Here is a 20,791-nt window from a genome sequence, read left to right on the forward strand (position 1 = left end):
CGGGTAAGGCGTAGCCGCCACCCGGCGCGGCTCAGCGCAACAGTGCCAGCGTCTGCTGTTTCGGTTTTTCCAGCAGAGCCACCGCCTCCTGATACGACCGCACGTTGTTATACCCCATCACCAGCCCGTAGCGTTTGCCCGACCCGCGGTACCACGCCGACAGGGCGTTTACCTGCAACTGCTGCTGTTGCCAGCAGTGGGCGATCTCCAGATCACAGCTGCCTTTGGTTAAGAACGCCACGATATGCATTCCGCCATCGTTCTGTTCGGTGAAGAAGCGGTCACCATAGACCGCGTGCAGGGCGGCAATCATCCAGTCGCGTCGCTGTTGATAGAGCGCGCGCATCTTTTTCAGATGGCGGAAGAAGTGGCCGTCGTTGATAAAGGCGGTGAGGATCTTTTGCGTCAGCACCGGCTGGCCGCTGGCGAGCAGATCGGCGCAGTCGTTAAAAGCCGCTACCGTGCTGGCGGGCATCACCACATAGCCGAGACGCAGGGACGGCATCACGGTTTTGCTGAAGGTGCCCATGTAGATCACCCGATCCTGGCGATCGAGGCTTTTCAGCGACGGCAGCACCTTGCGGGTGTAGTGAAACTCGCCGTCATAGTCATCCTCAATGATCCACGCCTCGTTGCGGGTGGCCCAGTCGAGCAGTTGCTGACGGCGCGGCAGCGAGAGGGTGACCGCCAGCGGGCTCTGGTGCGACGGGGTGACGATGGCAAACCGGGCGTCGGCGTGGTGGTGCAGCAGGTAGTCTGTGTCCATCCCCGCGCGATCTACCGGCACCGTATAGAGCCGGGGCACGATGCGCCGCAGCAGCTGCTGGCCCATAAAATAGCCCGGATCTTCAAACACCACTTTGTCGTTGCGGCTGGCGAGGGTATCGAGGATCAGGCGCAGGCTGCCGCTGTAGCCGCTGGTGATCAGCACCTGATCCGGCGTGCAGGTCAGCCCGCGGGAGATGTTCAGGTAGCGGGCAATCGCCTGGCGCAGGGGAGCCCAGCCCATCACCGGCGGGTTGAGCATCTCCTCCTGGCGCATGGCGCGCACCGCCTGGCCCGCCAGCAGCAGCCATTTTTTGTAGGGGAAGCTGTCCAGCGCCGGAATGCCGGGGCGTAAAAAGCCAGCCCGTTCGCGCTGGCTGACCAGGGACTCCGGTAACGTGCCGGTGACGGGATCGTCGGGCGGCGGTGGCGCGGCGGGGAGGTTTAAGTCCGGGTTTACCCGGGTACCGCGCGCCCCCTGGCTCACCAGATACCCCTCGCCGATGAGAATGGCGTAGGCGGTTTCCACCGTTTTGCGCGCGACCTTCAGCTCCTCCGCCAGCACACGAATGGCGGGCACTTTGTCGCCGGGCTTCAGTATGCCGCGGGTGATATTGTCCCGGTAGCGGGTATAGATCTGGTGATAACCCGGTTTCATGTCCTACCTCGTTTCGCGATTTTTGTATCTTTTTACTATGTCATGAACGGCGTAAATTTGCCCCATCGCATGACCTGTACCGCACAAAAGAGGAAAGACCATGAGCACGCGCGTTAACCACCATAAAGCCACACCTGCCCTCGCTAAAGCGCTCTCCGACCTGAGCATGGCGGTGAGCCAGACCTCCATCGACCCGGCGCTGAAGCACCTGATCGACATTCGTGTCTCCCAGCTCAACGGCTGTACCTTCTGTCTGGATATGCACGCGAAAGAGGCGAAAATTGCGGGCGAGCGCGAGCTGCGCCTCTACCATCTGGCCGCATGGCGTGAATCCCCGCTGTTCAGCGCCCGGGAAAAAGCGGCGCTGGCCTTCGCCGAAGCGCTGACGCAGATCGGCCCGCACGGGATCAGCGATGTCCTCTACCGCAGCGTGGCGGAACACTACTCAGAAAAGGAGATTTCAGAGCTGAACTTTGCCATTGTGGCGATCAACGCCTGGAACCGCTTAGGCATCACCTCCCGTATGGAGCCGGGCTCCCTCGACGGTGCCTACGGCCTCAACAAGGCTAACCTCGAGTAAGGCCCCGCTCGCGGATCATCGCCACCAGCGCCTGCAACCCAGGCGGGACGTGACGATGGCCAGGGTAATAGAGACGCAGTCCGGCAAAGGGCTGCGTCCACTCCTCCAGCACGCTCACCAGTTCCCCGCTTTGCAGTTCCTGTTGAATATAGAGTTCCGGTAAAAATCCCACCCCCAGCCCGGCTTTTACCGCCCGGATCGAAGCAAACAGATCCGAGGTGGCAAAACGGGGCACCACCGCCAGGGCAATCTGCTCTCCGCGCCGCTCCAGCTCCCAGCGGTAGATCCCGCCGTGCGCCATCCGCATGCCGATCCCCTGATGTTGCAGCAGATCGTCCGGCGTACGCGGAATGCCGTGACGGGCAAAATAGTCTGGCGTGGCGGTGATGAGCTGGCGGATATCGGGGGTAAGCGGCACGGCGATCATATCCTGCGGGACCGATTCCGCGAGGCGGATCCCGGCGTCGTATCCTTCCGCCACGATATCGATCATCCGCGCTTCGCTTACCGCTTCGACGCGCATTTTCGGGTAGCGGATCATGTAGTCGATCAGCAGCGCGTCCAGGAACAGCGAGCCGACGTTGTTCGGCACGTTCAGGCGCAGGATGCCGGCAGGCTCGTCGGCATCGCTGTGGATCTCCAGGCTGGCCTGGCGGATCTCCTGCAAGGCAGGCCCCACGCGCGCGACAAAGCGTTGCCCTGCCTCGGTGAGGGCCACACTGCGGGTGGTGCGATTGAACAGGCGCGTTTGCAGGCGGCTTTCGAGCCCGGCAATGGCGTTACTCGCGGCGGTGGCCGACATCCCCAGCTCCTGGGCGGCGGCGCGAAAGCTGCCGCGACGCACCACGGCCATGACCACTTCCAGCTCTGTCAGTCCTGAACGGTGCATAGATTATCCTGAAAATCGAAACAACCTTTGCAGCATAGCGTGGATTATCGTAACGGAGAAGGCGTGTCAGACTCGCTTTATCCAGTCTGAGGAGGTCGCTATGCATCACATCGAACAGGTTTATATCAACGGTGAGTTTGTCACCCCACACGGCACGGAGCGCTTCGATTTGTATAACCCGGCGACGGCACGCGTCATCGGTCAGGTGTGTCTGGCCGACGCGGTGGATGGCGAACGTGCCATTGCCGCGGCCAGAGCCGCGTTTCCGGCGTGGTCGAAAACCACAAAGCAAGTGCGCATTGCCGCCCTGCAACGAATGCACGCGGCGGTGGCCGCCCGCCACGACGATCTGCTGGAGGCGGTAGTTGAGGAGTATGGTGCCCCCGCGTCGCGCTCGGCCTGGATGGCGAGCTATCCGGCAGAGGTGATTGCCCAAGCCATTGCGGCGCTGGAGGCGTTCGAATTTACGACCGTCGCGGGTGCGGCCAGAGTAGAGATGACCCCGCTCGGCGTCGCCGGGCTTATCACCCCGTGGAACAGCGATGCGGGCTTTATCTGCGGCAAACTGGCGGCGGCGCTGGCCGCAGGCTGCACCGCGGTGATCAAGCCCAGCGAGATGAGCGCCCTGCAGACGCAGATTGTGACCGAGGCGCTGCACGCCGCAGATCTGCCGCCGGGAGTGTTTAACATCGTTACCGGGCGCGGCGATACGGTGGGGGAGACGATTAGCCGTCACCCCCATGTAGCAAAAATCTCCTTTACCGGATCGACCCGCACCGGCAAAGCGATCCTGCGCAACGCGGCGGAGAACTTTACCCGCGTCACCCTGGAGCTGGGCGGTAAATCGCCGACGCTTATTCTCGACGATGCCGATATCAAACAGGCGGTTCCGCTGGCGATACAGGCCGGGCTGATGAACAGTGGCCAGGCGTGCGTGGCTGGTACGCGTATTCTGGTGCCGCAGTCGCGGAAAGCTGAATTCGAGCAGGCGCTGGCCCAGGCCATCGCGGCGGTGGTGTCGGGCGATCCGCGCGATGCGAAGACCGTGGTCGGCCCGATGGTGAGCGAGAGACAGTGGCAGAGGGTGCAGGGGTATATTCAGAAAGGGCTGGCGGAGGGGGCGCGTTTGCTGGTGGGCGGGGTAGGGCGGCCGGAGGGCACCTGGGACGGCTGGTTTGTCCGGCCAACGCTGTTCACCGATGTGCATAACCAGATGGCTATCGCCCGGGATGAGATTTTTGGTCCGGTGCTGTGCGTGATTACCTACCGCGATGAGGCGGAGGCCATCGCCATTGCCAACGACACCGACTACGGCCTGAGCGCGCTGGTGCTCGGTGGCGATAGCGGGCGTGCCCGCCGCGTGGCGCAGCAGATCCATGCGGGTCGCGTGCTGGTCAATACCCTCACACACGAGCCCAAAGCGCCGTTCGGCGGATTTAAGCACTCCGGCGTGGGGCGTGAGATGGGGGCATGGGGCATCAGCGCGTTTATGGAGCCGAAGACGATCCTTGGCTAAAAAACGCCCGGCGGCGCAAGCTTGCCGGGCCTACGGTTCGTGCCTGGGTAGGCCGGGTAAGCGCAGCGCCACCCGGCAACCCCGGCGCACAAAAGCGACATTTCGCTCATCACCGAAGCATCACGTTTCTCTTTCCTTCATGCTCTCCTTAACCTCACAACGGAGAGACATCATGATCGCAGTCCTGTTTGAAGCCAAAGCCGCGCCCGCGCATCAGGCGCGTTATCTGCAGCTGGCCGCGGAGCTGAAGCCGCTGCTGGCGGATATCGACGGTTTTATCGATATCGAACGTTTCCAGAGCCTGACTACCGAGGGCAAAATTCTCTCCCTCTCCTGGTGGCGGGATGAAGAGGCGATTCGCCACTGGAAGCAAAACGTGTTTCACCAGGCCGCGCAGGCCGAAGGGCGGGCGTCGATTTTTACCCACTACCGTATTCGCGTAGCGCAGGTGGTGCGGGAGTACAGCTCAGAAACCAGAGGGCACAACGATGTATGACATCCATGTGATATTCAACGACACACCCGGCGAGCTGGCGCGTTTTGGTCAACTGCTGGGACGCAACGGCGTAGGGCTGGAGGGCGGCGGCGTGTTTGGCGTAGAGGCGCATTTCCTGGTGGAGGAGGGCGAAAAGGCCCAGCGCGTGCTCCTTGCCGCTGGTTTTAATGTGAAAGCGGTGCGAAAACCACTGATCCGTAAGCTGAAACAGGCGCGCCCCGGCGAGTTGGGCGAGATTGCCGCGGCGCTGGCGTCGCAGGGGGTGACTATCCTGACGCAGTACAGCGATCACGCGAATCACCTTATTCTGCTGACGGATAATGATAAGCTGGCCGCAGAGATCACCGCGCCATGGGCTGCCAATGCTAAAGACGAGTTTACCTCCTGATAACAGCGCCGCACTGGAGCTGGCCGTTGCGGCTGTCGCAGCGGCGATGGCCGACCCGTCGCGCATCAAAATGCTCTGTGCCCTGATGGACGGGCGGGCGTGGACCGCCACGGAGCTTAGCGCGGCGGCGGATGTGGCCCCTTCAACCGCCAGCGGCCATCTCGCCCGGCTGGTGGACGGCCGGCTGATTACCTGCCTTTCTCAGGGGCGGCATCGCTACTATCGTCTGGCGGGGCACGACGTCGCTGAGCTGGTGGAGCAGATGATGGGGCTATCGTGGAGCCGCATCACGCCACCGGAAACCACCGCGCCTGCGTCGATGCGTCATGCCCGCACCTGCTACGACCATCTGGCGGGCACGGTCGCCGTGCAAATCTATGATTTTATGCAGGCCGAGGGCTGGCTGATGGCGGACGGTTCTGCCCTCACCGGGAAAGGCCGCGAGGCGTTCCTGGCCCTGGGTATCGCGCTTAAGGCTAACACCCGGCGCAAAGCCTGTAGCGCCTGCCTGGACTGGAGCGAGCGCCGCTTCCATCTGGGCGGTGAGGCAGGTGCAGCGCTACTGGTTCATCTGGAAGCCAAAGGCTGGATCCAGCGGGTGGAAGGGTTTCGTGAAGTGACGGTGACGGCGTCAGGCCAGCGGGCCATTAACCGGTATTTCCGCCGTTGAGGTGTGTATCCCGTACGCCGGGATCGCTACGCGCCACCCGGTGATTCGCAACTTACTCAACAAACAGCTTCTCGATTGATTTTGTAGGATAAAAAAGAGAGTTGGCATTGCTGCCGGTTAGCGAAATAAAGCCGAGCTTGAGATAAAACGCTTTCGCTTTATCGTTGAGTGCATCTACAAACATGCCGTGAATGCCAACGGCCTGTGAGGCCAGGTAGACCACTTTCATGGCATGGGTCACCAGCGTCATCCCCCAGCCCTGTCCCTGGAAATCCTGATGTATGGCGAGACGTCCTAACGTGACGCTGGGCACATTGACGTACGGCACTTTGCGCTGCTGCGTTTTTGATGGCAGTGTCTCTTTCTCAAAGCAACTGCCGGACAATGTATAGTAACCCAGCACTTTTGGCTCAGGGTCATCGGTGACAAGAAGATAGGCGCGTAGCAGGCGCCCGCTGTGTTGGCGTGCAAGGTGATCGAACAGAAAACGATTCAGGGTGCTATCCCCGCAATTGAAGTCTGTTAAATCATAGCGTGCCTCATGCGAAAACATCCTTATCGTCAGTTTAGTCACGCCTTACTCCATGTTTTGTAAGCGTTTCGCTGCGCGTTTCAGCTGGTCGTTCGGCTCTGGCGGATTGTCGAGCGCATCCATCACCCGGTTCCACGAATTTTCATTGAGGATGAGACGACGATGCTGCTCAATGACTTCTGCAGCACGTTCAGAGGCACTGTTAACCATAAACTGGGTAATTGTCTGGTTAGTCATCGCCGCAGCCTCTTCGATCAGATCCTTGTCTTCTTCCGTTAACCTGAGGTCGATGCGCTGTTTTTTCAGTGCTGACATTTTTACTCCAAAAGTGATCTTTAATGTACGGAATTTTTCCGTACATTGACTATAAATCGGAAAGGCGGGATTTTCAATCAACGTGTGTGCTTTCACGGCGTATACTTCGGCGCCCTTACGAATAGATATTATTTGTGCCATGAATGAATTTAGCTAAATTCATATCTATTCATTATATTGTTTATTAGAATTGTCTTATATCAATAATTAATATTATTACGATTGCCAAACCTCACGCTTTATGAAAAGTTGATACTCATAATTGCAGCTTGGATATTAAGTTGCTCGCATAATGGAATATATTAACAGGGACGTGTATAAATTATGTCAACATTAAAAAGTTATGCTGAAAGCGTGTTATTTCAAAGCGTTATTTCTCTCGTGGGTGGGGAGTGCACGCCGGATAGTCTGGCCGCCCTTTCCGAGAATTATATTTCCCGGCTCAGCAGCCACGATCTGCCGGTTACGCTACGTAACACCCTGAAAGAGATAAAATCTCTGGTCTCATTATTGAGCGATAAAAATAAAGCCACGTTATTTAAACATGAAGTCTGGATGAATAAACACCACGAACTGGTGACGCTGATCGCGGAGCTTTATACCGAAGTCGTGGCATGGAATGCCGTGGAACAATACCTTTCAGCATCCGAGTTTCTCTTATTTTCCCAGGAGCACAAGCCCTTCCAGAACACGTTGCATAAGGTGATCAACTAGCCTGACCGTTTCGCAATTCCTGCTCTTAACATCCTCGTTTCTTGATACTTACCCTGATAACTATTATCTTCTCAGCGTGTGAAACGAGGATCCCCCATGCGTGAAGAAGATCTGTTCTGCCGCAGGCCGATGGGCATGCGGATGGCAATGATTGTGCGTCAGTGGCGCGCAGTGATTGACGAAGCCATTCTCGACACCGGGTTAACCCAGTCGAGCTGGACGGTGATGATGCAGCTAAAGCAGTTGGGGGATAACGTCTCGGTGAGCGAACTGGCGGAGGTGCAGGGCATTGAACTGCCGCCGCTGATGCGCACCCTTTCACAGCTGGAAAAGCAGGGCTACCTGCTGCGCACTACATCGCCTTATGACAAGCGTATCCGGCTGCTGACGCTCACACCCGAGGGTAACGCGGTGCTGAAAACCCTGACCCAGATTATCGAGACGTTCCAGGAGCGGGTATCGCAGAATATCGCCCCGGAACATCTCGAGATTTTCAGCGCCACACTCAATCAAATCGCCTGCAACTTGCGGACTATCCGCGAAGAAGATAACAAGACCGAATAATCATGACCCCTGAACAAAAGTTTGCCCGCTGGGTAAGGGTAAGTATTGCCTCTTTCCTGCTGATGTTTGTCTATTTCATTATCGCTGATATCTGGATCCCGCTGACGCCGGACTCCACGGTGATGCGTGTGGTGACGCCCGTTTCCGCGCGCGTCTCCGGCTATGTAGCGGCGGTGCACGTGCATAATAACAGCCAGGTGAAGCGGGGCGATCTGCTGTTTGAACTCGATCCGACGCCATTCCGTAATAAAGTGGAAGCGGCGCAGATTGCGCTGGAACAGGCGCGTCTCGCCAATCAGCAGCTGGACGCGCAAATTGTGGCGACCCAGGCGAGCCTGAAAACTGCCCAGATCACCGCCCGTAACGACAAAGTCACCTTCGATCGCTATCAGAAACTCAGCACGTTGCAGAATGTCTCCCAGGCGGATCTGGATAAAGTCCGCACCACCTGGCAGGGCAGCGAGCAGGCGGTGGCGAATCTGGAAGCCACCATCCATCAGCTGCGTATTGAGCGCGGTGAGCGCGACGAAAAGCGTAACGTGACGCTGCAAAAATACCGCAACGCGCTGGACGAGGCGGAACTCAATCTCCGCTGGACGAAAATCTACGCCGAGGCGGACGGTACCGTCAGTAACGTGCAGCTGAGCCCCGGTTTTTATGCCACCTCCGGTTCGGCGGCGCTGGCGCTGGTGAATAACCAGAGCGATATCGTCGCCGATTTCCGGGAAAAGAGCCTGCGCCATACCCGTCAGGGGACCGATGCCGCCGTGGTGTTTGACGCCTTCCCGGGCCACGTTTTCCGCGCCCACGTCACCAGCAGCGACGCCGGTATTCTGGCCGGGCAGGAGGCCGTCAACGGCCAGCTCTCTGAGCCGGAAACCTCCAACCGCTGGGTGCGTGACGCGCAGCGCATGCGCATTCACGTGGCGCTGGACGAGCCGCTGCCAAAGCACCTGCCGACCGGGGCGCGCGCCACCGTGCAGCTCTATAACAGCGAAGGTCCGTTTGCCCGCTTCTTCTCCGGCATGCAGATCCACCTCGTCAGCCTGCTGCACTATGTGTACTGATCATGTCTATTAATACCCTGGCGCGGGTCTTTACCCCGCACGGCAATATCGTCTACACCGCCAACGACTTTCGCCAGACGCTGCGCATCGTCTTTGCCGGGATGATCGCCCTGAGCGTGTCGAGCTTCTACAACACCAGCTACGGCGTCTTCTTCGTGATCTACCCGATCATGCTGCTGTCGTTGGTGCCTGTGTTTAACCGTCACGTGGCAAAACAGTTTGTGTTCAGTTCGGCGCTGAACTGCATCGAAATGGTGTTTATTATCGGCTATCTGGCGCAATGGCCAGTAATCATGACCCTGGTGGTGTTTGGCCTCTATGTGATGCGTTTTCGCTTTATGAGCCAGGGGCCGCTGTTCCTCTTTGGCTCGATGGGGGTGGTGTGCCAGAGCACCATGCTCAACTTTATGAGCTATCCCACCACCAACTGGCACACGCTGCTCTTTTCCAATCTCGAAGCCAGCGTGATGGCGGTTTGCTTAAGCGCGCTGATGCACTATCTGCTGCCGGATGTCGAGCCGCGCACGCCAACGCCGCGGCTGGAGAAAGATGCCGCCCGCGTGCACCATGAATCGCTGCTCTCCGGGACCGTGGCGACGCTGATCTTTGTGGTGTTCCAGATAAGCGATCTCAGCGATTCACTGTCGGCGCTGATGGCGGGCATCCTGATCCTCTTCCCGATGCACTATCGCGGCGCGGTAATGAGTTCGCTGTGGCGCGTGGTGGGGGTGGTGCTCGGCTGCCTCTATATTCTGCTGGTGCAGATGGTGCTCTACGATCACAGCAGCCACATGCTGCTGATGATGCCGCTGATTGGGCTCGGGCTGGCGTTTGGCGCCCGCCTGCACGTGATGGAGAAGGTGGGAGCCGGGGTCGGTTTTGCCAGTATCACCACCATCGGCATTATGTTCGGCCAGAACATGCACCCGGACGGCGACCTGGTGTTCAGCGATCTCTACCGCATCGTCTCGGTGACGGTGGCGCTGGTGGCGACCCTGACGATCGTGTTCCTTATGCATCTGTTTCTTAACTGCTTTGCGCCGACGCGCTATATCATCACGCCACCCGCCGGGGATAAATGATAATGTGCGGTAGTCTGCACATTAATTCATCCTTCTGTGGTAGTAATGCCGGTTGGCTAATCGGATGACAAAGGGAAAGGATCTATGTGGCAGACGCGGGCGCTGGAGCTGAATAATCAGGCTTACTGGAACTGGGAAAAGGCTTGCGAACTGGTGGACTGGGCCGTCGCGCATGACTTTAACACCGTGGTTGTCGGGCAGGTGGATCTGTTCGACAAACTGGTCTCCCCGAAAGGCTACACGCCGCATCTCGACAACGACCGCCTCTCCAGCCAGCAGCGTGCCCGCTGCGTCTACCTCAACCGGCTGGGCCAACTCTGCCAGCAAAAGGGGCTGCGTTTTTACCTGCAGGCCAAAGAGTTCAGCTTCCCTACCGAACTGCTGCTGGCGCACCCGCATCTGTTTGAGCCAGGCCACGGCGTGTGCCTCGACGTTGATTTCTGGTGCGGGTTCCTGACCCGTAAAATCGCTCTGATCTGCCAGCGGATTCCTGCCATTAGCGGCCTGCTGGTCGCGATCTCCAGCACCGACGGCCTGCTGCCCGTGTCGCGCCCTAACTGGGAGTTACAGGCAGAGGGCGAGGTCAATCAGATTCAGCGCGACGCCCGAAGCCTGGCCATCTACAGCCGCTGTTTTAATGCCATGTCCCGCACCATGCAGGCCGAAAATAAACATCTGGTGCTGCGGGTATTTCCGGCGGGCAATCACGATCTGCACAACGTGCTGGAGGCAATCCGCCCGCTGCCCGAGAGCGTCAGCGTCTCCATTAAACTCACTCCGGAACGTTTCTGGCCGTCATTTCCCAATAACCCGGCCCTGCTGGCGGTGGAGGAGCGCGAAGTGTGGGCGGATATCGATCTGGTGGGCGAAGAGGTGGGCTGGGGCGTCTTTCCCTGGCTGCGCATCGACGAACTGCAGGGGCGTCTGCTGTGGTGCCGCTCGAATCCGGCGATCCGGGGCGTGGTGTGCAAAGCCAGCTGGGAAGGGGTGGATAACCACTGGGTGATGGGCACCCTGAGCGAGTGCAATCTGGTGGCCTGTAGCCGGATGTTAGCCAGCGATGGCAGCCACCTTAGCGTGGCGCAACTGCTGCATAGCTGGCTGGATGAGCGCTATGGCTGGCAGCCGGATGCCGACACTTTTGCTGCCTTCCACGCGCTGCTTGAGCAGGCCGGGCAGGTGCTCTATGGCGCCATCTACGTGCGCGATCACGTTTTTCATCGCCACAGTCAGGTGCCGGAAAGCTATGGCCAGGCAGTGTGGAGCCTCTACGGGCAGCTCAACCGCAACCACTGGCTGCCGGGTTCGGAGCGCGATATTTTCTTCAGCGCCAGCGACGTGGAAGCCTCTGCCGCGTCGCTGGCGCGCATTGCCCGCGAAAAAGACGAGGCCCGGGACGCCTCGCAGACGTTACAGGAAGCGGCCCTGCGCTTTACCGACACCGCCGCGTTCCCGTATGCGCTGAAACGCCGCTGGCTTGAGGAGTGGCAGGGCTTTGCCCTCTACTGCCATCTGTTTGTCCATGCCCAGAAGGCGTTCTTTACCCTGCGCTTTGCCCGCGAGGTGGAGAACAGCTGGAGCATGCGCGAAATCTGCCAGATCAACATCCAGGAGCTCTATCGCAGCGCCGCCGAACTGGACGACTTCTGCTTAAAGCACGCCGATGCTTCTCCCGGCATGCACGTGCTGTTCGATGCCTCCCGCGTGCGCGCCCTGGCGGACAGCCTGAGCGAAGAGCTGAAAGCGCTGAAGTCTTAGTGTGATCAACATCACGTCAGGTGGAGAGGGCTAAAAACCTGACGTGATCGTCCTCATCATTCTTCTTCCTTGCCGGTTGCGTGGTGTGATCGGCATCACGCTGCATCGCTGCCTGTCGTCCGGTTTGTGAGTTGCCAGGCATATCCCGCCAATCCCCCTCCTGGGCTGCTCGCCCCGCAAGGCCAATCTGCTGATGATAGCGGCGTAATGGACGGGTTGATGAGGAAGATATGTCACAAGGTGACTGGCAGTTAGCACAGGGCGACGCACTCACGCGTTTTCTGGGGTCAGCGGCAAAAGCAGAGCGCTTTGCCGAGTTCTATACCGGTGAAACGACAGAGCCCACCATCGAGGTGGGGCCGGATGCGCCGTCGTTTTGCCGTCGGGTGTTCCTGAAGACCCACGCCCGGCGGCGGGTGGATCCCGCCCAGGCTCTGCCGTGCCGGGAAGGGGTTTTTAGCGGCGACAACAACATTCTCTCTTTTTCGGGCTTTTATCCGCTGGCGTACCATCTGCAGCGCTGGCTGCGGGTGGATCTTTTTGCGCCCCATAGCGGCACTTTTACCTTTCGTCTGACGACCTGCGGCGGCGTGCGGATCTGGCGTGACGACGAGCCGCTGGCCTGCTTTACACCCTTTACCCGCAACCGCATGCAGCACACCGAGGTCGCGCTGGCGTTGAGCGCCGGTAAGAACCGCCTGCTGATCCATCTGGATGAACTGTTTGAACGCGATACGACATTTGCCCTGCAAATGGTCTACCTCGACGCGACCCCGCTTGGCTATGGGCTGCCGGACGCGTGGCCACAGCTCATCGCCCCACGGCAGTACACGCCGCCTGCGCACAGCATGACGGCCCACGACGATAGCGGTCAACGCCTGTTGACGCTGATGGCGCAGCGGGAATATGGCCCGGAACTCGACGCGCTGCTGTACAGCACCCTGAAGCGCGTCAGCGCCCGGGAGGCGGGCTCGGTGTTTTCACTCCTGTCGCTGCTCGTTCTCTGGCATCGCCATCAGGGAGAGCACTTCCCGGCGGTGCTGTGGCGGCGGATAAAATCCACGCTGCTGGGCTATCGCTACTGGCACGATGAACGGGGCTGCGACGTGATGGCGTTCTGGGGCGAGGAGAACGTGCTCGCCTTCCAGACGGCGCAGTATCTGGCGGGGAAATTGTTCCCGGATGCGCTGTTTATCGCTTCTGGCCGCCTGGGGCATCAACAGCAACGTCTGGCGCTCGCACGTGCCGCCGATACCGGGGCATTACTGGCCCATGCAGAAACATTCTTAAAAGGGGCGACAGCATGAACAGCGCGCAGCAGAGGAAAATACTGGATCGCGTGGTGCGCGGTTTCTGCCGACTGAAAAATCTTGATGAAGTGGGGACTGGAGACGGATTCTCCATCAACTTCGAAGAGTGGGAGTGGGAGATTGGCGTCGGGCTGTACGGTTTCTGGCGCTTTGCAGAACACCAGCAGGATGCGGCGCTGCAACAGTCGATTCTGGCGTGGTACGAAACGCAGATTGCGAAAGGGCTGCCGGAGATGCAGATCAACACCACCGCGCCGATGATCGCCCTGGCGCTGGTGGCCGGGCATCATCAGCGCCAGGATCTGCTTAAGACGGTCAACGACTGGGCCGATGCCCTGCTGCGCGACCTGCCAAAAACCGAAGAGGGCGGATTTCAGCACGTGGTGAAAGAGCAGGCGAACACCGGCCAGCTGTGGGATGACACGCTGTTTATGACCTGTCTGTTCCTCGGTGTGGCGGGGAGGGTGCTCAAACGCCGGGATCTGATCGACGAGGCGAGCTACCAGTTCCTGCTCCACACCCGCTATCTCAGCGATCCGGTGAGCGGGCTGTGGTATCACGGCTGGACCTTTGTCGATAAGCACCATTTTGCCGGGGCGTTCTGGGCGCGCGGCAACGCGTGGATCACCGTCGCCATTCCGGAATTTATCGCGCTGATGGGCGAGCATCTGGACGCCAGCGTACGTCGCTATCTGGCGCAGGTGGTGGCGCGTCAGGTGCGCACGCTGTGCGATCTGCAGGCGGAGAACGGCATGTGGCACACGGTGCTGGACGATCCGCTCTCGCCGCAGGAGTCCTCCGCCACGGCAGGTATCGCCTGGGGGATGCTGCGCGGCGTGCGGATGGGGATTCTGGATGCGTCGGTGAGCAGGCATGCCCTGCGGGCGTTCGAGGCGGTGATGGCGCGTATTGACGAGGAGGGGATTGTGCTGGAAGCCTCCCGCGGCACCATGCTGGGCTGGGATATTCAGTACTACTGCGATATCGCGATGGCCCCGGTGCCTTACGCCCAGGCGTTAACCATCCTGCTGCTGCTGGAGATCGATCAGGGCGGCTGGCTGGCGTAATGCGCAGAAGGCCGGCGATCCGGCCTTTTTTTAGCGCCCCAGCAGCGGCAGGAGTTCCGGCAGTTGCGAGAGTAAAAACAGGATCAGCCCAATCGTGCCGCCTACCAGCGTGCCGTTGACGCGGATAAACTGTAAGTCTTTGCCGATGTTCAGCTCAATCTGGCGGGACATATCTTTGGCATCCCAGCCTTTTACCGTATCGCTGATATGACGGGTGAGGAAGCGGGCAAAATCGGGCGCCACGCGATGCGCGGCCTGCTCCAGATGTTCGTTCAGCGAGGCGCGCAGGTTGCTGTCCGCCACCAGGGTTTCACCAAACCACAGCCCGGCGTTGGCAAGGCGCTGCTTCACGCGGGAGTCGTCGCGCTGCATATCGGCCTTCAGCCACTGGCGCAGGTCGGCCCACATCTCGCCCAGATAGCGGTTAAACGCCTCGTCGTTCTTCAGATACGTTTTGATGTTCTCGGCTTTGGCCGCAGTTTCCGGGTCGTTTTTCAGGTTATCAACCAGCTTATGCACCGCGCGGTCGAAGGCCTGACGGATCTGATGGGTACGATCGTGGCTGACGTCATCCAGGATGGCGTTCACCGCGTTTGAAACCACCTCGGCGCTCTGATCCCCCAGCCACTCGGTGGGCAGCACCATCGATTTGCGCGGATGTTCGGTCTTCAGCCAGTGGACGATTTGCGCGGCGATAAAATCGCGCGTGCTGTCGCGCTGCAGCAGGGTAATCAGGCGATTAATGACCGCGTCCAGCAGCACCTGATGACGCCCGTTTTTTGTCATGCTCTCCAGCATGGCGGCGCTGGTTTCACTGAAATCGACCTTATCCAGCGCTTTATGCACTGCCCGCTTCAGCATCCGTTGAATGCGCCCGTCGTCGGTCAGTTCCAGAAAACCGCTCATCACCTGCATGATGTGCTGCCCGACGCGCTCGGCGTTGTCCGGCTTGCTGAACCAGTTGCCGATAAGCAGCGCCGGTTCATGTTTACGGATGAGCGCCACCAGCGACTGGGTATCAAGAAACTTCTCCTGCACGAACTGGCCAAGATTGTCGCCAATCCGGTCCTTATTGCGCGGGATAATCGCGGTATGCTTCGAAATAAAGGGGATCGGTACCCGACGAAACAGGGCCACCACGGCAAACCAGTCCGCCAGCGCGCCAACCATCGCCGCTTCGGCAATGGCCTTTACGCCGCGCACCCAGAAGGTTTGTGGCAGAAAGAGGGTAGCGATAAAGGTCGCGGCGGCAATCAGCAGCAGCGACAGCGCCAGCAGCTTGGCGCGTTTGAGTTCAGCGAGTTTTTCCATAGGGTTAAGGATAGAGGGAAGCGGCAAGAAGGTAAAAAAATTGCCACAGGATCCCGCCGCCAAACACCATCAGCACCATCCCCGCCACGCGCTCCATCTTCCAGAGGTGATTGCTCAGCCGACGTTGAACGGCGGGCAGGGCGATGAACGACACCACCGCCAGATCCCACGCCAGCACCACCGTGACCATCCAGATGCCGCTCACCGACTGCTGGAGCAGCGTCACATTCGGCCCGAGCAGGGCGGTCATCAGCGCCAGATAAAAGAGGGCATTTTTCGGATTTAATACCGCCGACCCCAGGCCAAGCAGGAGCTGCCTGCGTAAGCCAGGGCGTTCCGGCTCCGCATTATCCAGCTTCAGGGTGCGGGCGCGGCTATGGAGCAGATGCCAGCCTATCCACAGCAGATACAGCCCGCCCAGGAGTTCAATGGCGTTAAACAGTAGCGTGTACTGGCGCAGCGCGCTGGCGCCAACGATCACCAGCAGGATATAGAGCCCGTTGCCCAGGGCTATCCCCACGCACAGCCCGGCGCTGCCGCGCAGGCGATGACGGGCAGCGAATCCCATCAGCAAAAAGAAGTCCGGGCCAGGGCTGAGCAGGGCGACGAAGTGCGCCAGCGCGAGCGCCAGAAAAGCGGGCGGGAAGAGAGCGGTAGTCAGTTCCATAGTGACCTCATCAATAAAACTGAGGTCAGGCTACGCCGGTGCGAGCGCTAATTATTGTCGGATATTGATCGCCCGGTGGCGTACTGGCGCGGCGTGGCGGCGGTGTAGCTGACAAAGGTTTTATGGAAGTGGCTCTGATCGGCAAAGCCGCTCTGGTAGCTGACGTCGGCGATGTTGTCCCCGGCACGCAGCCGGGCTTTGGCGAACTCTACCCTTGAGATGGCAAGGAAGGTGCCGGGCGTCAGGCCGGTATCCTGCTTAAAGGTTCTGATTAGCGTCTCTTTGCGCAGGGAAAAGCGCCGGGCTAAAACATCCAGCGAGGGCGGTTCCAGCAGGCTTTGGCGTAGGGTCTGTAACAGCGCAAGGCTGGAAGGGCGAAGAGGCTCAGGCGTCGCGCTGCTTTCAGCCAGAGCAGATAGCAGGACGTTGATCGCCCCGGGCGACAGTGTGTCAACCACAGCCAGATACTGGCGGAAAAGCGCTTCGCTGCGGATCACCTGCATGGCGGGCTGAAGGTCAGTCTCCAGATAGAGCATGTGGTAGCTGCGGGGTTGTCCCGCAACGGGGTTACAGCTGTGCGGCATATGAGCGGGGATCACAATCAGATCGCCAGGATGGAGGGTGAACGGCTCGCTGTTGCAGGTGCAGCAGGTTTGCCCCTCGAGAATGGCGCCAATAGAAAGCTGGGCATGGCTGTGACGCTTATAGGCCTGCATGCTCTGCCAGGTGCTGCGCAGTTCCACGCCGGGCTGGCGTATGAAGGTCTGATTGATTTGGCTGGTATGGGGCATAGCGGTCACCGGTGTGAGGGGTAAAGAGGTTATAGCATGAGACATTGTCAGTGTCTCCTGTAAGAATTTAGGTAAATATCATTATGAATTAAAAATAGTGATATAGTTTTGGGGATAAATAAAATAACGTACCTGCATTATGGAATTGCAAAGGAAAATTATCAAAGGAATGAATATATGGCTGTTATCCCATTGCTACCAAATGAGGGTAGGGAACTTATCCATAAGAATATGCGTGAAGCGCGTATAAATGGAATGTCGAGAGACATGGCTTTGCCGCAAACGTATTACTGGTTCTACCAAAAAGTCAGAAATGATGGCCCTTGGGATTACAAACAACAAGACAGAAAATTGGCTGATTTTGGCAATTTCAATTATGGCTCTGCAGGATTTGCAGCGGGTATTCCCGAAAAAAACACTTTATATGGGGGCTGGTTTCACCCAATCGAGAGCCAAAACCTCGCGTCCGCAGTGGGGCGCATGGTATGGAAAATTTCCTTATGGCGACGATCCACGCGACCAGTTTTGGATAAAACAAGGAATTGATTATGCGCGTCAACACGGTTATTAAATGGCTTCATCGGTTTACCACCATCCTGCTGATTATTATTGTTGGAGGATATTTATCTTATGAATATCTTATGAATAGTCGAAACGATGATCGTTTAATCCTTAAAAAGGATATTTCAAAAAACGTAACCCTTTACGTCACGCAATATGAAGGTGGTGGTGCGACGGTTTCAGATGTATGTCGTTATTATCTTGATGATAACACACAGACGATAGAGCAAATCAGGGAAAGTGTGCCTTTTCTGACTTCAGATAATTGCCGTGCGGAAATTAGCGGTTACGGTAATACCGTCAACGTTAAGCTAACTGGCCGTATTTATTCTTTCAGTAACCTGACAATGTTTTATGCTCAAGGGGAATTAATTATCCCTGTTATTAATATAAATGCTACAGGCGTACGTTAAGGTAATATGGACATGCATTCAAAAAAGTTGAGGAGATTTAAACGCGATGAAATGCCTTCGTCAGGCGTTAATGACAGTAATGAACTACAGGCTCTGGCAGAGAAATCTGATAATGAAATCGATGTCAGCGATATACCTGAAGCAATGGTCAGGCGCGGTACGCGGCAGGTTTCTCAGAAAATAATTATCTGCCCCATCTCCGGATAGCGCACGCCATATACCTATCTTTACCCCCATACCCAGCCATTTTGACTACCCTTAATACCCCAAGCGGTAAAAAAGGAGGCAACAATGGCCTATCAGACAGTGAATCCTGCCAACAACAAACTCATCAAAGAATATCCTTCTCATACTGATGCTGACGTCGAAGCGGCGCTGAATACGGCTGATGCGCTCTACCATTCCGACTGGTCAAAGGGCAGTATCGACAAGCGCCTGGCGGTGCTGCATAAGCTGGCGGATCTTATTGATTCCCGCACTGAAGAGCTGGCAAAAATCGCCAGCGAGGAGATGGGTAAACTGATTGCCCAGAGCCGTGGCGAGGTAAAACTCTGCGCGCAGATCGCCCGCTACTACGCCGACAATGCGAAGCAGTTCCTTGCGCCGGTGAAATACCCCTCGGAGCTCGGCGAGGCGTGGGTGGAGCATCACCCTATCGGCGTGGTGATGGCCGTAGAGCCGTGGAACTTCCCTTACTATCAGCTGATGCGCGTGCTGGCGCCGAATCTGGCGGCGGGTAACCCTGTTATCGCCAAACATGCCAGCATCGTGCCGCACTGTGCAGAGGCTTTCGCCCATCTGGTGCGTGAAGCCGGTGCCCCGGACGGGGCGTGGACCAACCTGTTTATCTCTTCAGATCAGGTGGCAAATATCATCGCTGACGATCGTGTGCAGGGCGCGGCGCTGACCGGGTCTGAGAAGGCCGGTAGCGTTGTGGCGGCCCAGGCGGCGAAGCACATCAAAAAATCGACCCTTGAGCTGGGCGGTAACGACGTCTTCGTGGTGCTGGATGATGCCGATCTGGAGAAGGCGGTAAAAATTGGCGTCAATGCGCGACTGGCCAATGCCGGACAGGTCTGTACCGCAGCCAAACGCTTTATTATCCACGAGAAAGTGGCGGAGGAGTTCCTGGCGAAGTACACCGAAGCCTTTAAGCAGGTGAAGATTGGCGATCCGCTGGACGAAAGCACCACGCTTGGGCCGCTCTCCTCTAAAGACGCGCTGGAAACCCTGACAAAGCAGGTCGATGAGGCGGTGAAAAATGGCGCGACCCTGCATTACGGCGGTAAACCGGTGCAGCGCGAGGGCAGCTTCTTTGAGCCGACCATCCTGACCAATATCACCCGCGATAACCCGGCGTACTTCGAAGAGTTCTTCGGCCCGGTGGCGCAGATTTATGTGGTGAAAAATGATGAGGAGGCGGTGAAGCTCGCCAACGACTCGCACTACGGTCTGGGCGGCGCGATCTTCAGTAAAGATACCGATCGTGCCAAAAAGATGGCCTCGAAGATCGAAACCGGGATGGTGTGGATCAACTGGCTCACCGATACCGCAGCAGAGTTGCCATTTGGCGGGGTGAAGCGTTCCGGTTACGGGCGTGAGCTGTCGGATCTGGGGATCAAAGAGTTTGTGAACCAGAAGCTGGTGGTGATTCGCCGGTAAAAGTCTTACCGGTACAAAGGCGGCAGCGGATGCCGCCTTTTTTATGCTTGGCCTGGCTTTATCAGAAGGTGACGCCGCCGCCAACGTAGGCGCCGTCAATCAGGGTGTGGCCCGGACGGCCATCTTTGCCGTCAACGCTGACGTGACGGTAACCCACCTTCAGGGTAACGGGGGTAACCGGCGTCCAGCTCACGCCGCCGTTGGCTTCAACGTAGTTTTTCACGCTGTTGTTCAGTCCTTCCGGCGCGACATAGCCTTCACCGTAAACGTGGATGCTGTCGGTCAGGGCCAGGTTGACGCCGCCACCGATAGGGAATGCCACGCCGTTATCGCCTTTTTTCGGCCCGAGATAGATGGCTTTCGCACCGGCATTGAGCATCACCGGCCCCACTTCCAGGTTATAACCCGCGCCAACACCGCCGGTCTGGGTGCCGTCATCGGTGTTTTTCAGCCAGTTACCTTCGGCATACAGACCTGAGGAGGATTTACCCATCTCGAGGTTCAGGTTGGTGAAGTTTTTGCTCTGCTCAATGCTGCCGCCCATGGCCATTGCGGAGCCGGAAATCGCGGTCAATGCAGCAAGGATGAAGATATTAAGCTTTTTCATGTTTTATGCCTCGTCATCTAATTTGTCTGCGCACACCCTAACAGGCGAGGTTTACGGCTGCAAATTTGCTCAGGCGCGCGGTTTTATGCTGTTTTTGTGTGGATTTCGTTCAGATGATGTGAGCGAAAGGTGTAAATGGTGCCGGGTCAATCGTTAAATTTTTCACGTTGAGCGGAGGTTTAGATTAGCGCCTAAACAGAAACTGAACGGGGCGGGAAAAGTAATTAGTTAAGTATTAATTGAGTTTCTTATAATTTCCGAAAATGTTTCTGAAGTAACAGATAAAAACGTGGATTTACATTTTCAACGGTAAGCTACTGCATTTCCCATTCCCACCAACATTAATTCCATTTCTGCCAGACGCTCAGAAAAAGTGCAAACCACCGTTTTTGTGGCTACAATGTAGCT

23 protein-coding genes are annotated in these 20,791 nt (G+C 57.9%); 15 read left to right on the top strand and 8 right to left on the bottom strand.

Annotated elements, in window-relative coordinates:
* Nucleotides 1-31: 31 nt before the first annotated feature.
* Entirely contained in the window at nt 32-1,423 is a 1,392-nt protein-coding gene (locus tag FHC51_RS08050; protein ID WP_220435279.1) for a PLP-dependent aminotransferase family protein, read from the bottom strand.
* A 100-nt stretch (nt 1,424-1,523) separates the two neighbouring features.
* Between FHC51_RS08050 and FHC51_RS08055 the strand changes: the two genes are divergently transcribed.
* On the top strand, nt 1,524-2,003 hold the full coding sequence (locus FHC51_RS08055) for a carboxymuconolactone decarboxylase family protein (RefSeq protein WP_103178094.1): 480 nt from the start codon (nt 1,524-1,526) through the stop codon (nt 2,001-2,003).
* On the opposite strand, the gene FHC51_RS08060 is transcribed toward FHC51_RS08055, so the two are convergent.
* Nucleotides 1,990-2,892 carry a LysR family transcriptional regulator gene (locus FHC51_RS08060; RefSeq protein WP_220435280.1) on the bottom strand — a complete coding sequence of 301 codons (903 nt, stop codon included), beginning with the start codon at nt 2,890-2,892 and terminating at the stop codon, nt 1,990-1,992. The genes FHC51_RS08055 and FHC51_RS08060 overlap by 14 nt on opposite strands.
* A 100-nt stretch (nt 2,893-2,992) precedes the next feature.
* On the opposite strand from FHC51_RS08060, the gene FHC51_RS08065 reads away from it, so the two are divergent.
* The 4 genes from FHC51_RS08065 (at nt 2,993) to FHC51_RS08080 (ending at nt 5,962) form a co-directional block, all read left to right on the top strand.
* Nucleotides 2,993-4,408, top strand: a complete 1,416-nt coding sequence (locus FHC51_RS08065; RefSeq protein ID WP_220435281.1) for an aldehyde dehydrogenase family protein — start codon at nt 2,993-2,995, stop codon at nt 4,406-4,408.
* Between the two features lie 172 nt (nt 4,409-4,580).
* A complete protein-coding gene (locus tag FHC51_RS08070; RefSeq protein ID WP_220435282.1) occupies nt 4,581-4,904 on the top strand; it encodes an antibiotic biosynthesis monooxygenase in 324 nt (107 codons plus the stop codon).
* A complete protein-coding gene (locus FHC51_RS08075; RefSeq protein ID WP_220435283.1) occupies nt 4,897-5,292 on the top strand; it encodes an amino acid-binding protein in 396 nt (131 codons plus the stop codon). Before FHC51_RS08070 ends, FHC51_RS08075 begins: the two co-directional genes overlap by 8 nt.
* The gene (locus tag FHC51_RS08080; RefSeq protein WP_220435284.1) at nt 5,267-5,962 is read left to right on the top strand and encodes a helix-turn-helix transcriptional regulator; all 696 of its coding nucleotides are present in this window, start codon (nt 5,267-5,269) and stop codon (nt 5,960-5,962) included. Before FHC51_RS08075 ends, FHC51_RS08080 begins: the two co-directional genes overlap by 26 nt.
* Nucleotides 5,963-6,014: 52 nt before the next feature.
* On the opposite strand, the gene FHC51_RS08085 is transcribed toward FHC51_RS08080, so the two are convergent.
* A complete protein-coding gene (locus FHC51_RS08085; RefSeq protein WP_220436665.1) occupies nt 6,015-6,515 on the bottom strand; it encodes a GNAT family N-acetyltransferase in 501 nt (166 codons plus the stop codon).
* Between the two features lie 24 nt (nt 6,516-6,539).
* Nucleotides 6,540-6,809, bottom strand: a complete 270-nt coding sequence (locus tag FHC51_RS08090; RefSeq protein WP_103823103.1) for a DUF1778 domain-containing protein — start codon at nt 6,807-6,809, stop codon at nt 6,540-6,542.
* Nucleotides 6,810-7,133: 324 nt separating this feature from the next.
* On the opposite strand from FHC51_RS08090, the gene FHC51_RS08095 reads away from it, so the two are divergent.
* The 7 genes from FHC51_RS08095 (at nt 7,134) to FHC51_RS08125 (ending at nt 14,371) form a co-directional block, all read left to right on the top strand.
* Nucleotides 7,134-7,523, top strand: a complete 390-nt coding sequence (locus FHC51_RS08095) for a hypothetical protein (protein WP_220435285.1) — start codon at nt 7,134-7,136, stop codon at nt 7,521-7,523.
* Nucleotides 7,524-7,619: 96 nt separating this feature from the next.
* Nucleotides 7,620-8,087, top strand: coding sequence for a MarR family winged helix-turn-helix transcriptional regulator (locus FHC51_RS08100; RefSeq protein ID WP_114315995.1), 468 nt, complete (start codon nt 7,620-7,622; stop codon nt 8,085-8,087).
* Nucleotides 8,087-9,154, top strand: a complete 1,068-nt coding sequence (locus FHC51_RS08105; RefSeq protein WP_220436666.1) for an HlyD family secretion protein — start codon at nt 8,087-8,089, stop codon at nt 9,152-9,154. The genes FHC51_RS08100 and FHC51_RS08105 overlap by 1 nt, the downstream gene beginning before the upstream one ends.
* A 2-nt stretch (nt 9,155-9,156) precedes the next feature.
* Nucleotides 9,157-10,236 (top strand): DUF2955 domain-containing protein, encoded by a 1,080-nt coding sequence (locus tag FHC51_RS08110; protein WP_220435286.1) that lies wholly within the window; start codon nt 9,157-9,159, stop codon nt 10,234-10,236.
* Nucleotides 10,237-10,320: 84 nt separating this feature from the next.
* Nucleotides 10,321-11,994: a hypothetical protein gene (locus FHC51_RS08115; protein WP_220435287.1), complete on the top strand. Its 1,674-nt coding sequence runs from the start codon at nt 10,321-10,323 to the stop codon at nt 11,992-11,994.
* Between the two features lie 230 nt (nt 11,995-12,224).
* Nucleotides 12,225-13,301 carry a hypothetical protein gene (locus FHC51_RS08120; protein ID WP_220435288.1) on the top strand — a complete coding sequence of 359 codons (1,077 nt, stop codon included), beginning with the start codon at nt 12,225-12,227 and terminating at the stop codon, nt 13,299-13,301.
* A complete protein-coding gene (locus FHC51_RS08125; RefSeq protein ID WP_220435289.1) occupies nt 13,298-14,371 on the top strand; it encodes a glycoside hydrolase family 105 protein in 1,074 nt (357 codons plus the stop codon). Before FHC51_RS08120 ends, FHC51_RS08125 begins: the two co-directional genes overlap by 4 nt.
* A 30-nt stretch (nt 14,372-14,401) precedes the next feature.
* Here FHC51_RS08125 and FHC51_RS08130 read toward each other — a convergent pair whose 3' ends face one another.
* Genes FHC51_RS08130 through FHC51_RS08140 form a run of 3 tightly spaced genes read right to left on the bottom strand, consistent with a single transcriptional unit; the run spans nt 14,402 to nt 17,140 of the window.
* Nucleotides 14,402-15,682: a DUF445 domain-containing protein gene (locus FHC51_RS08130; protein WP_103178108.1), complete on the bottom strand. Its 1,281-nt coding sequence runs from the start codon at nt 15,680-15,682 to the stop codon at nt 14,402-14,404.
* Nucleotides 15,683-15,686: 4 nt separating this feature from the next.
* Nucleotides 15,687-16,349: a LysE family translocator gene (locus FHC51_RS08135; RefSeq protein WP_220435290.1), complete on the bottom strand. Its 663-nt coding sequence runs from the start codon at nt 16,347-16,349 to the stop codon at nt 15,687-15,689.
* Between the two features lie 47 nt (nt 16,350-16,396).
* Nucleotides 16,397-17,140 (bottom strand): AraC family transcriptional regulator, encoded by a 744-nt coding sequence (locus FHC51_RS08140; RefSeq protein WP_220436667.1) that lies wholly within the window; start codon nt 17,138-17,140, stop codon nt 16,397-16,399.
* 250 nt (nt 17,141-17,390) lie between these two features.
* Here FHC51_RS08140 and FHC51_RS08145 point away from each other — a divergent pair, with 250 nt between their 5' ends.
* From FHC51_RS08145 to FHC51_RS08155, 3 genes are all read left to right on the top strand, one after another.
* A complete protein-coding gene (locus tag FHC51_RS08145) occupies nt 17,391-17,711 on the top strand; it encodes a polymorphic toxin type 44 domain-containing protein (RefSeq protein WP_255584782.1) in 321 nt (106 codons plus the stop codon).
* The gene (locus tag FHC51_RS08150; RefSeq protein ID WP_220435291.1) at nt 17,689-18,114 is read left to right on the top strand and encodes a hypothetical protein; all 426 of its coding nucleotides are present in this window, start codon (nt 17,689-17,691) and stop codon (nt 18,112-18,114) included. The genes FHC51_RS08145 and FHC51_RS08150 overlap by 23 nt, the downstream gene beginning before the upstream one ends.
* Before the next feature lie 291 nt (nt 18,115-18,405).
* A complete protein-coding gene (locus tag FHC51_RS08155) occupies nt 18,406-19,776 on the top strand; it encodes an NAD-dependent succinate-semialdehyde dehydrogenase (protein ID WP_159340119.1) in 1,371 nt (456 codons plus the stop codon).
* Nucleotides 19,777-19,837: 61 nt separating this feature from the next.
* On the opposite strand, the gene FHC51_RS08160 is transcribed toward FHC51_RS08155, so the two are convergent.
* On the bottom strand, nt 19,838-20,383 hold the full coding sequence (locus FHC51_RS08160; RefSeq protein ID WP_103823123.1) for a YfaZ family outer membrane protein: 546 nt from the start codon (nt 20,381-20,383) through the stop codon (nt 19,838-19,840).
* Between the last annotated feature and the right edge of the window lie 408 nt (nt 20,384-20,791).

It is taken from the genome of Leclercia sp. EC_58, from assembly GCF_019584355.1.
Taxonomy (GTDB): domain Bacteria; phylum Pseudomonadota; class Gammaproteobacteria; order Enterobacterales; family Enterobacteriaceae; genus Enterobacter.

Excerpts from the sequence above, each read along its gene's own strand:
- FHC51_RS08050 (WP_220435279.1), bottom strand. The coding sequence starts at position 1,423 with ATGAAACCGGGTTATCACCAGATCTATACCCGCTACCGGGACAATATC.
- FHC51_RS08055 (WP_103178094.1), top strand. The coding sequence starts at position 1,524 with ATGAGCACGCGCGTTAACCACCATAAAGCCACACCTGCCCTCGCTAAA.
- FHC51_RS08060 (WP_220435280.1), bottom strand. The coding sequence starts at position 2,892 with ATGCACCGTTCAGGACTGACAGAGCTGGAAGTGGTCATGGCCGTGGTG.
- FHC51_RS08065 (WP_220435281.1), top strand. The coding sequence starts at position 2,993 with ATGCATCACATCGAACAGGTTTATATCAACGGTGAGTTTGTCACCCCA.
- FHC51_RS08070 (WP_220435282.1), top strand. The coding sequence starts at position 4,581 with ATGATCGCAGTCCTGTTTGAAGCCAAAGCCGCGCCCGCGCATCAGGCG.
- FHC51_RS08075 (WP_220435283.1), top strand. The coding sequence starts at position 4,897 with ATGTATGACATCCATGTGATATTCAACGACACACCCGGCGAGCTGGCG.
- FHC51_RS08080 (WP_220435284.1), top strand. The coding sequence starts at position 5,267 with ATGCTAAAGACGAGTTTACCTCCTGATAACAGCGCCGCACTGGAGCTG.
- FHC51_RS08085 (WP_220436665.1), bottom strand. The coding sequence starts at position 6,515 with ATGTTTTCGCATGAGGCACGCTATGATTTAACAGACTTCAATTGCGGG.
- FHC51_RS08090 (WP_103823103.1), bottom strand. The coding sequence starts at position 6,809 with ATGTCAGCACTGAAAAAACAGCGCATCGACCTCAGGTTAACGGAAGAA.
- FHC51_RS08095 (WP_220435285.1), top strand. The coding sequence starts at position 7,134 with ATGTCAACATTAAAAAGTTATGCTGAAAGCGTGTTATTTCAAAGCGTT.
- FHC51_RS08100 (WP_114315995.1), top strand. The coding sequence starts at position 7,620 with ATGCGTGAAGAAGATCTGTTCTGCCGCAGGCCGATGGGCATGCGGATG.
- FHC51_RS08110 (WP_220435286.1), top strand. The coding sequence starts at position 9,157 with ATGTCTATTAATACCCTGGCGCGGGTCTTTACCCCGCACGGCAATATC.
- FHC51_RS08115 (WP_220435287.1), top strand. The coding sequence starts at position 10,321 with ATGTGGCAGACGCGGGCGCTGGAGCTGAATAATCAGGCTTACTGGAAC.
- FHC51_RS08120 (WP_220435288.1), top strand. The coding sequence starts at position 12,225 with ATGTCACAAGGTGACTGGCAGTTAGCACAGGGCGACGCACTCACGCGT.
- FHC51_RS08125 (WP_220435289.1), top strand. The coding sequence starts at position 13,298 with ATGAACAGCGCGCAGCAGAGGAAAATACTGGATCGCGTGGTGCGCGGT.
- FHC51_RS08130 (WP_103178108.1), bottom strand. The coding sequence starts at position 15,682 with ATGGAAAAACTCGCTGAACTCAAACGCGCCAAGCTGCTGGCGCTGTCG.
- FHC51_RS08135 (WP_220435290.1), bottom strand. The coding sequence starts at position 16,349 with ATGGAACTGACTACCGCTCTCTTCCCGCCCGCTTTTCTGGCGCTCGCG.
- FHC51_RS08140 (WP_220436667.1), bottom strand. The coding sequence starts at position 17,140 with ATGCCCCATACCAGCCAAATCAATCAGACCTTCATACGCCAGCCCGGC.
- FHC51_RS08145 (WP_255584782.1), top strand. The coding sequence starts at position 17,391 with ATGGAATGTCGAGAGACATGGCTTTGCCGCAAACGTATTACTGGTTCT.
- FHC51_RS08150 (WP_220435291.1), top strand. The coding sequence starts at position 17,689 with ATGCGCGTCAACACGGTTATTAAATGGCTTCATCGGTTTACCACCATC.
- FHC51_RS08155 (WP_159340119.1), top strand. The coding sequence starts at position 18,406 with ATGGCCTATCAGACAGTGAATCCTGCCAACAACAAACTCATCAAAGAA.
- FHC51_RS08160 (WP_103823123.1), bottom strand. The coding sequence starts at position 20,383 with ATGAAAAAGCTTAATATCTTCATCCTTGCTGCATTGACCGCGATTTCC.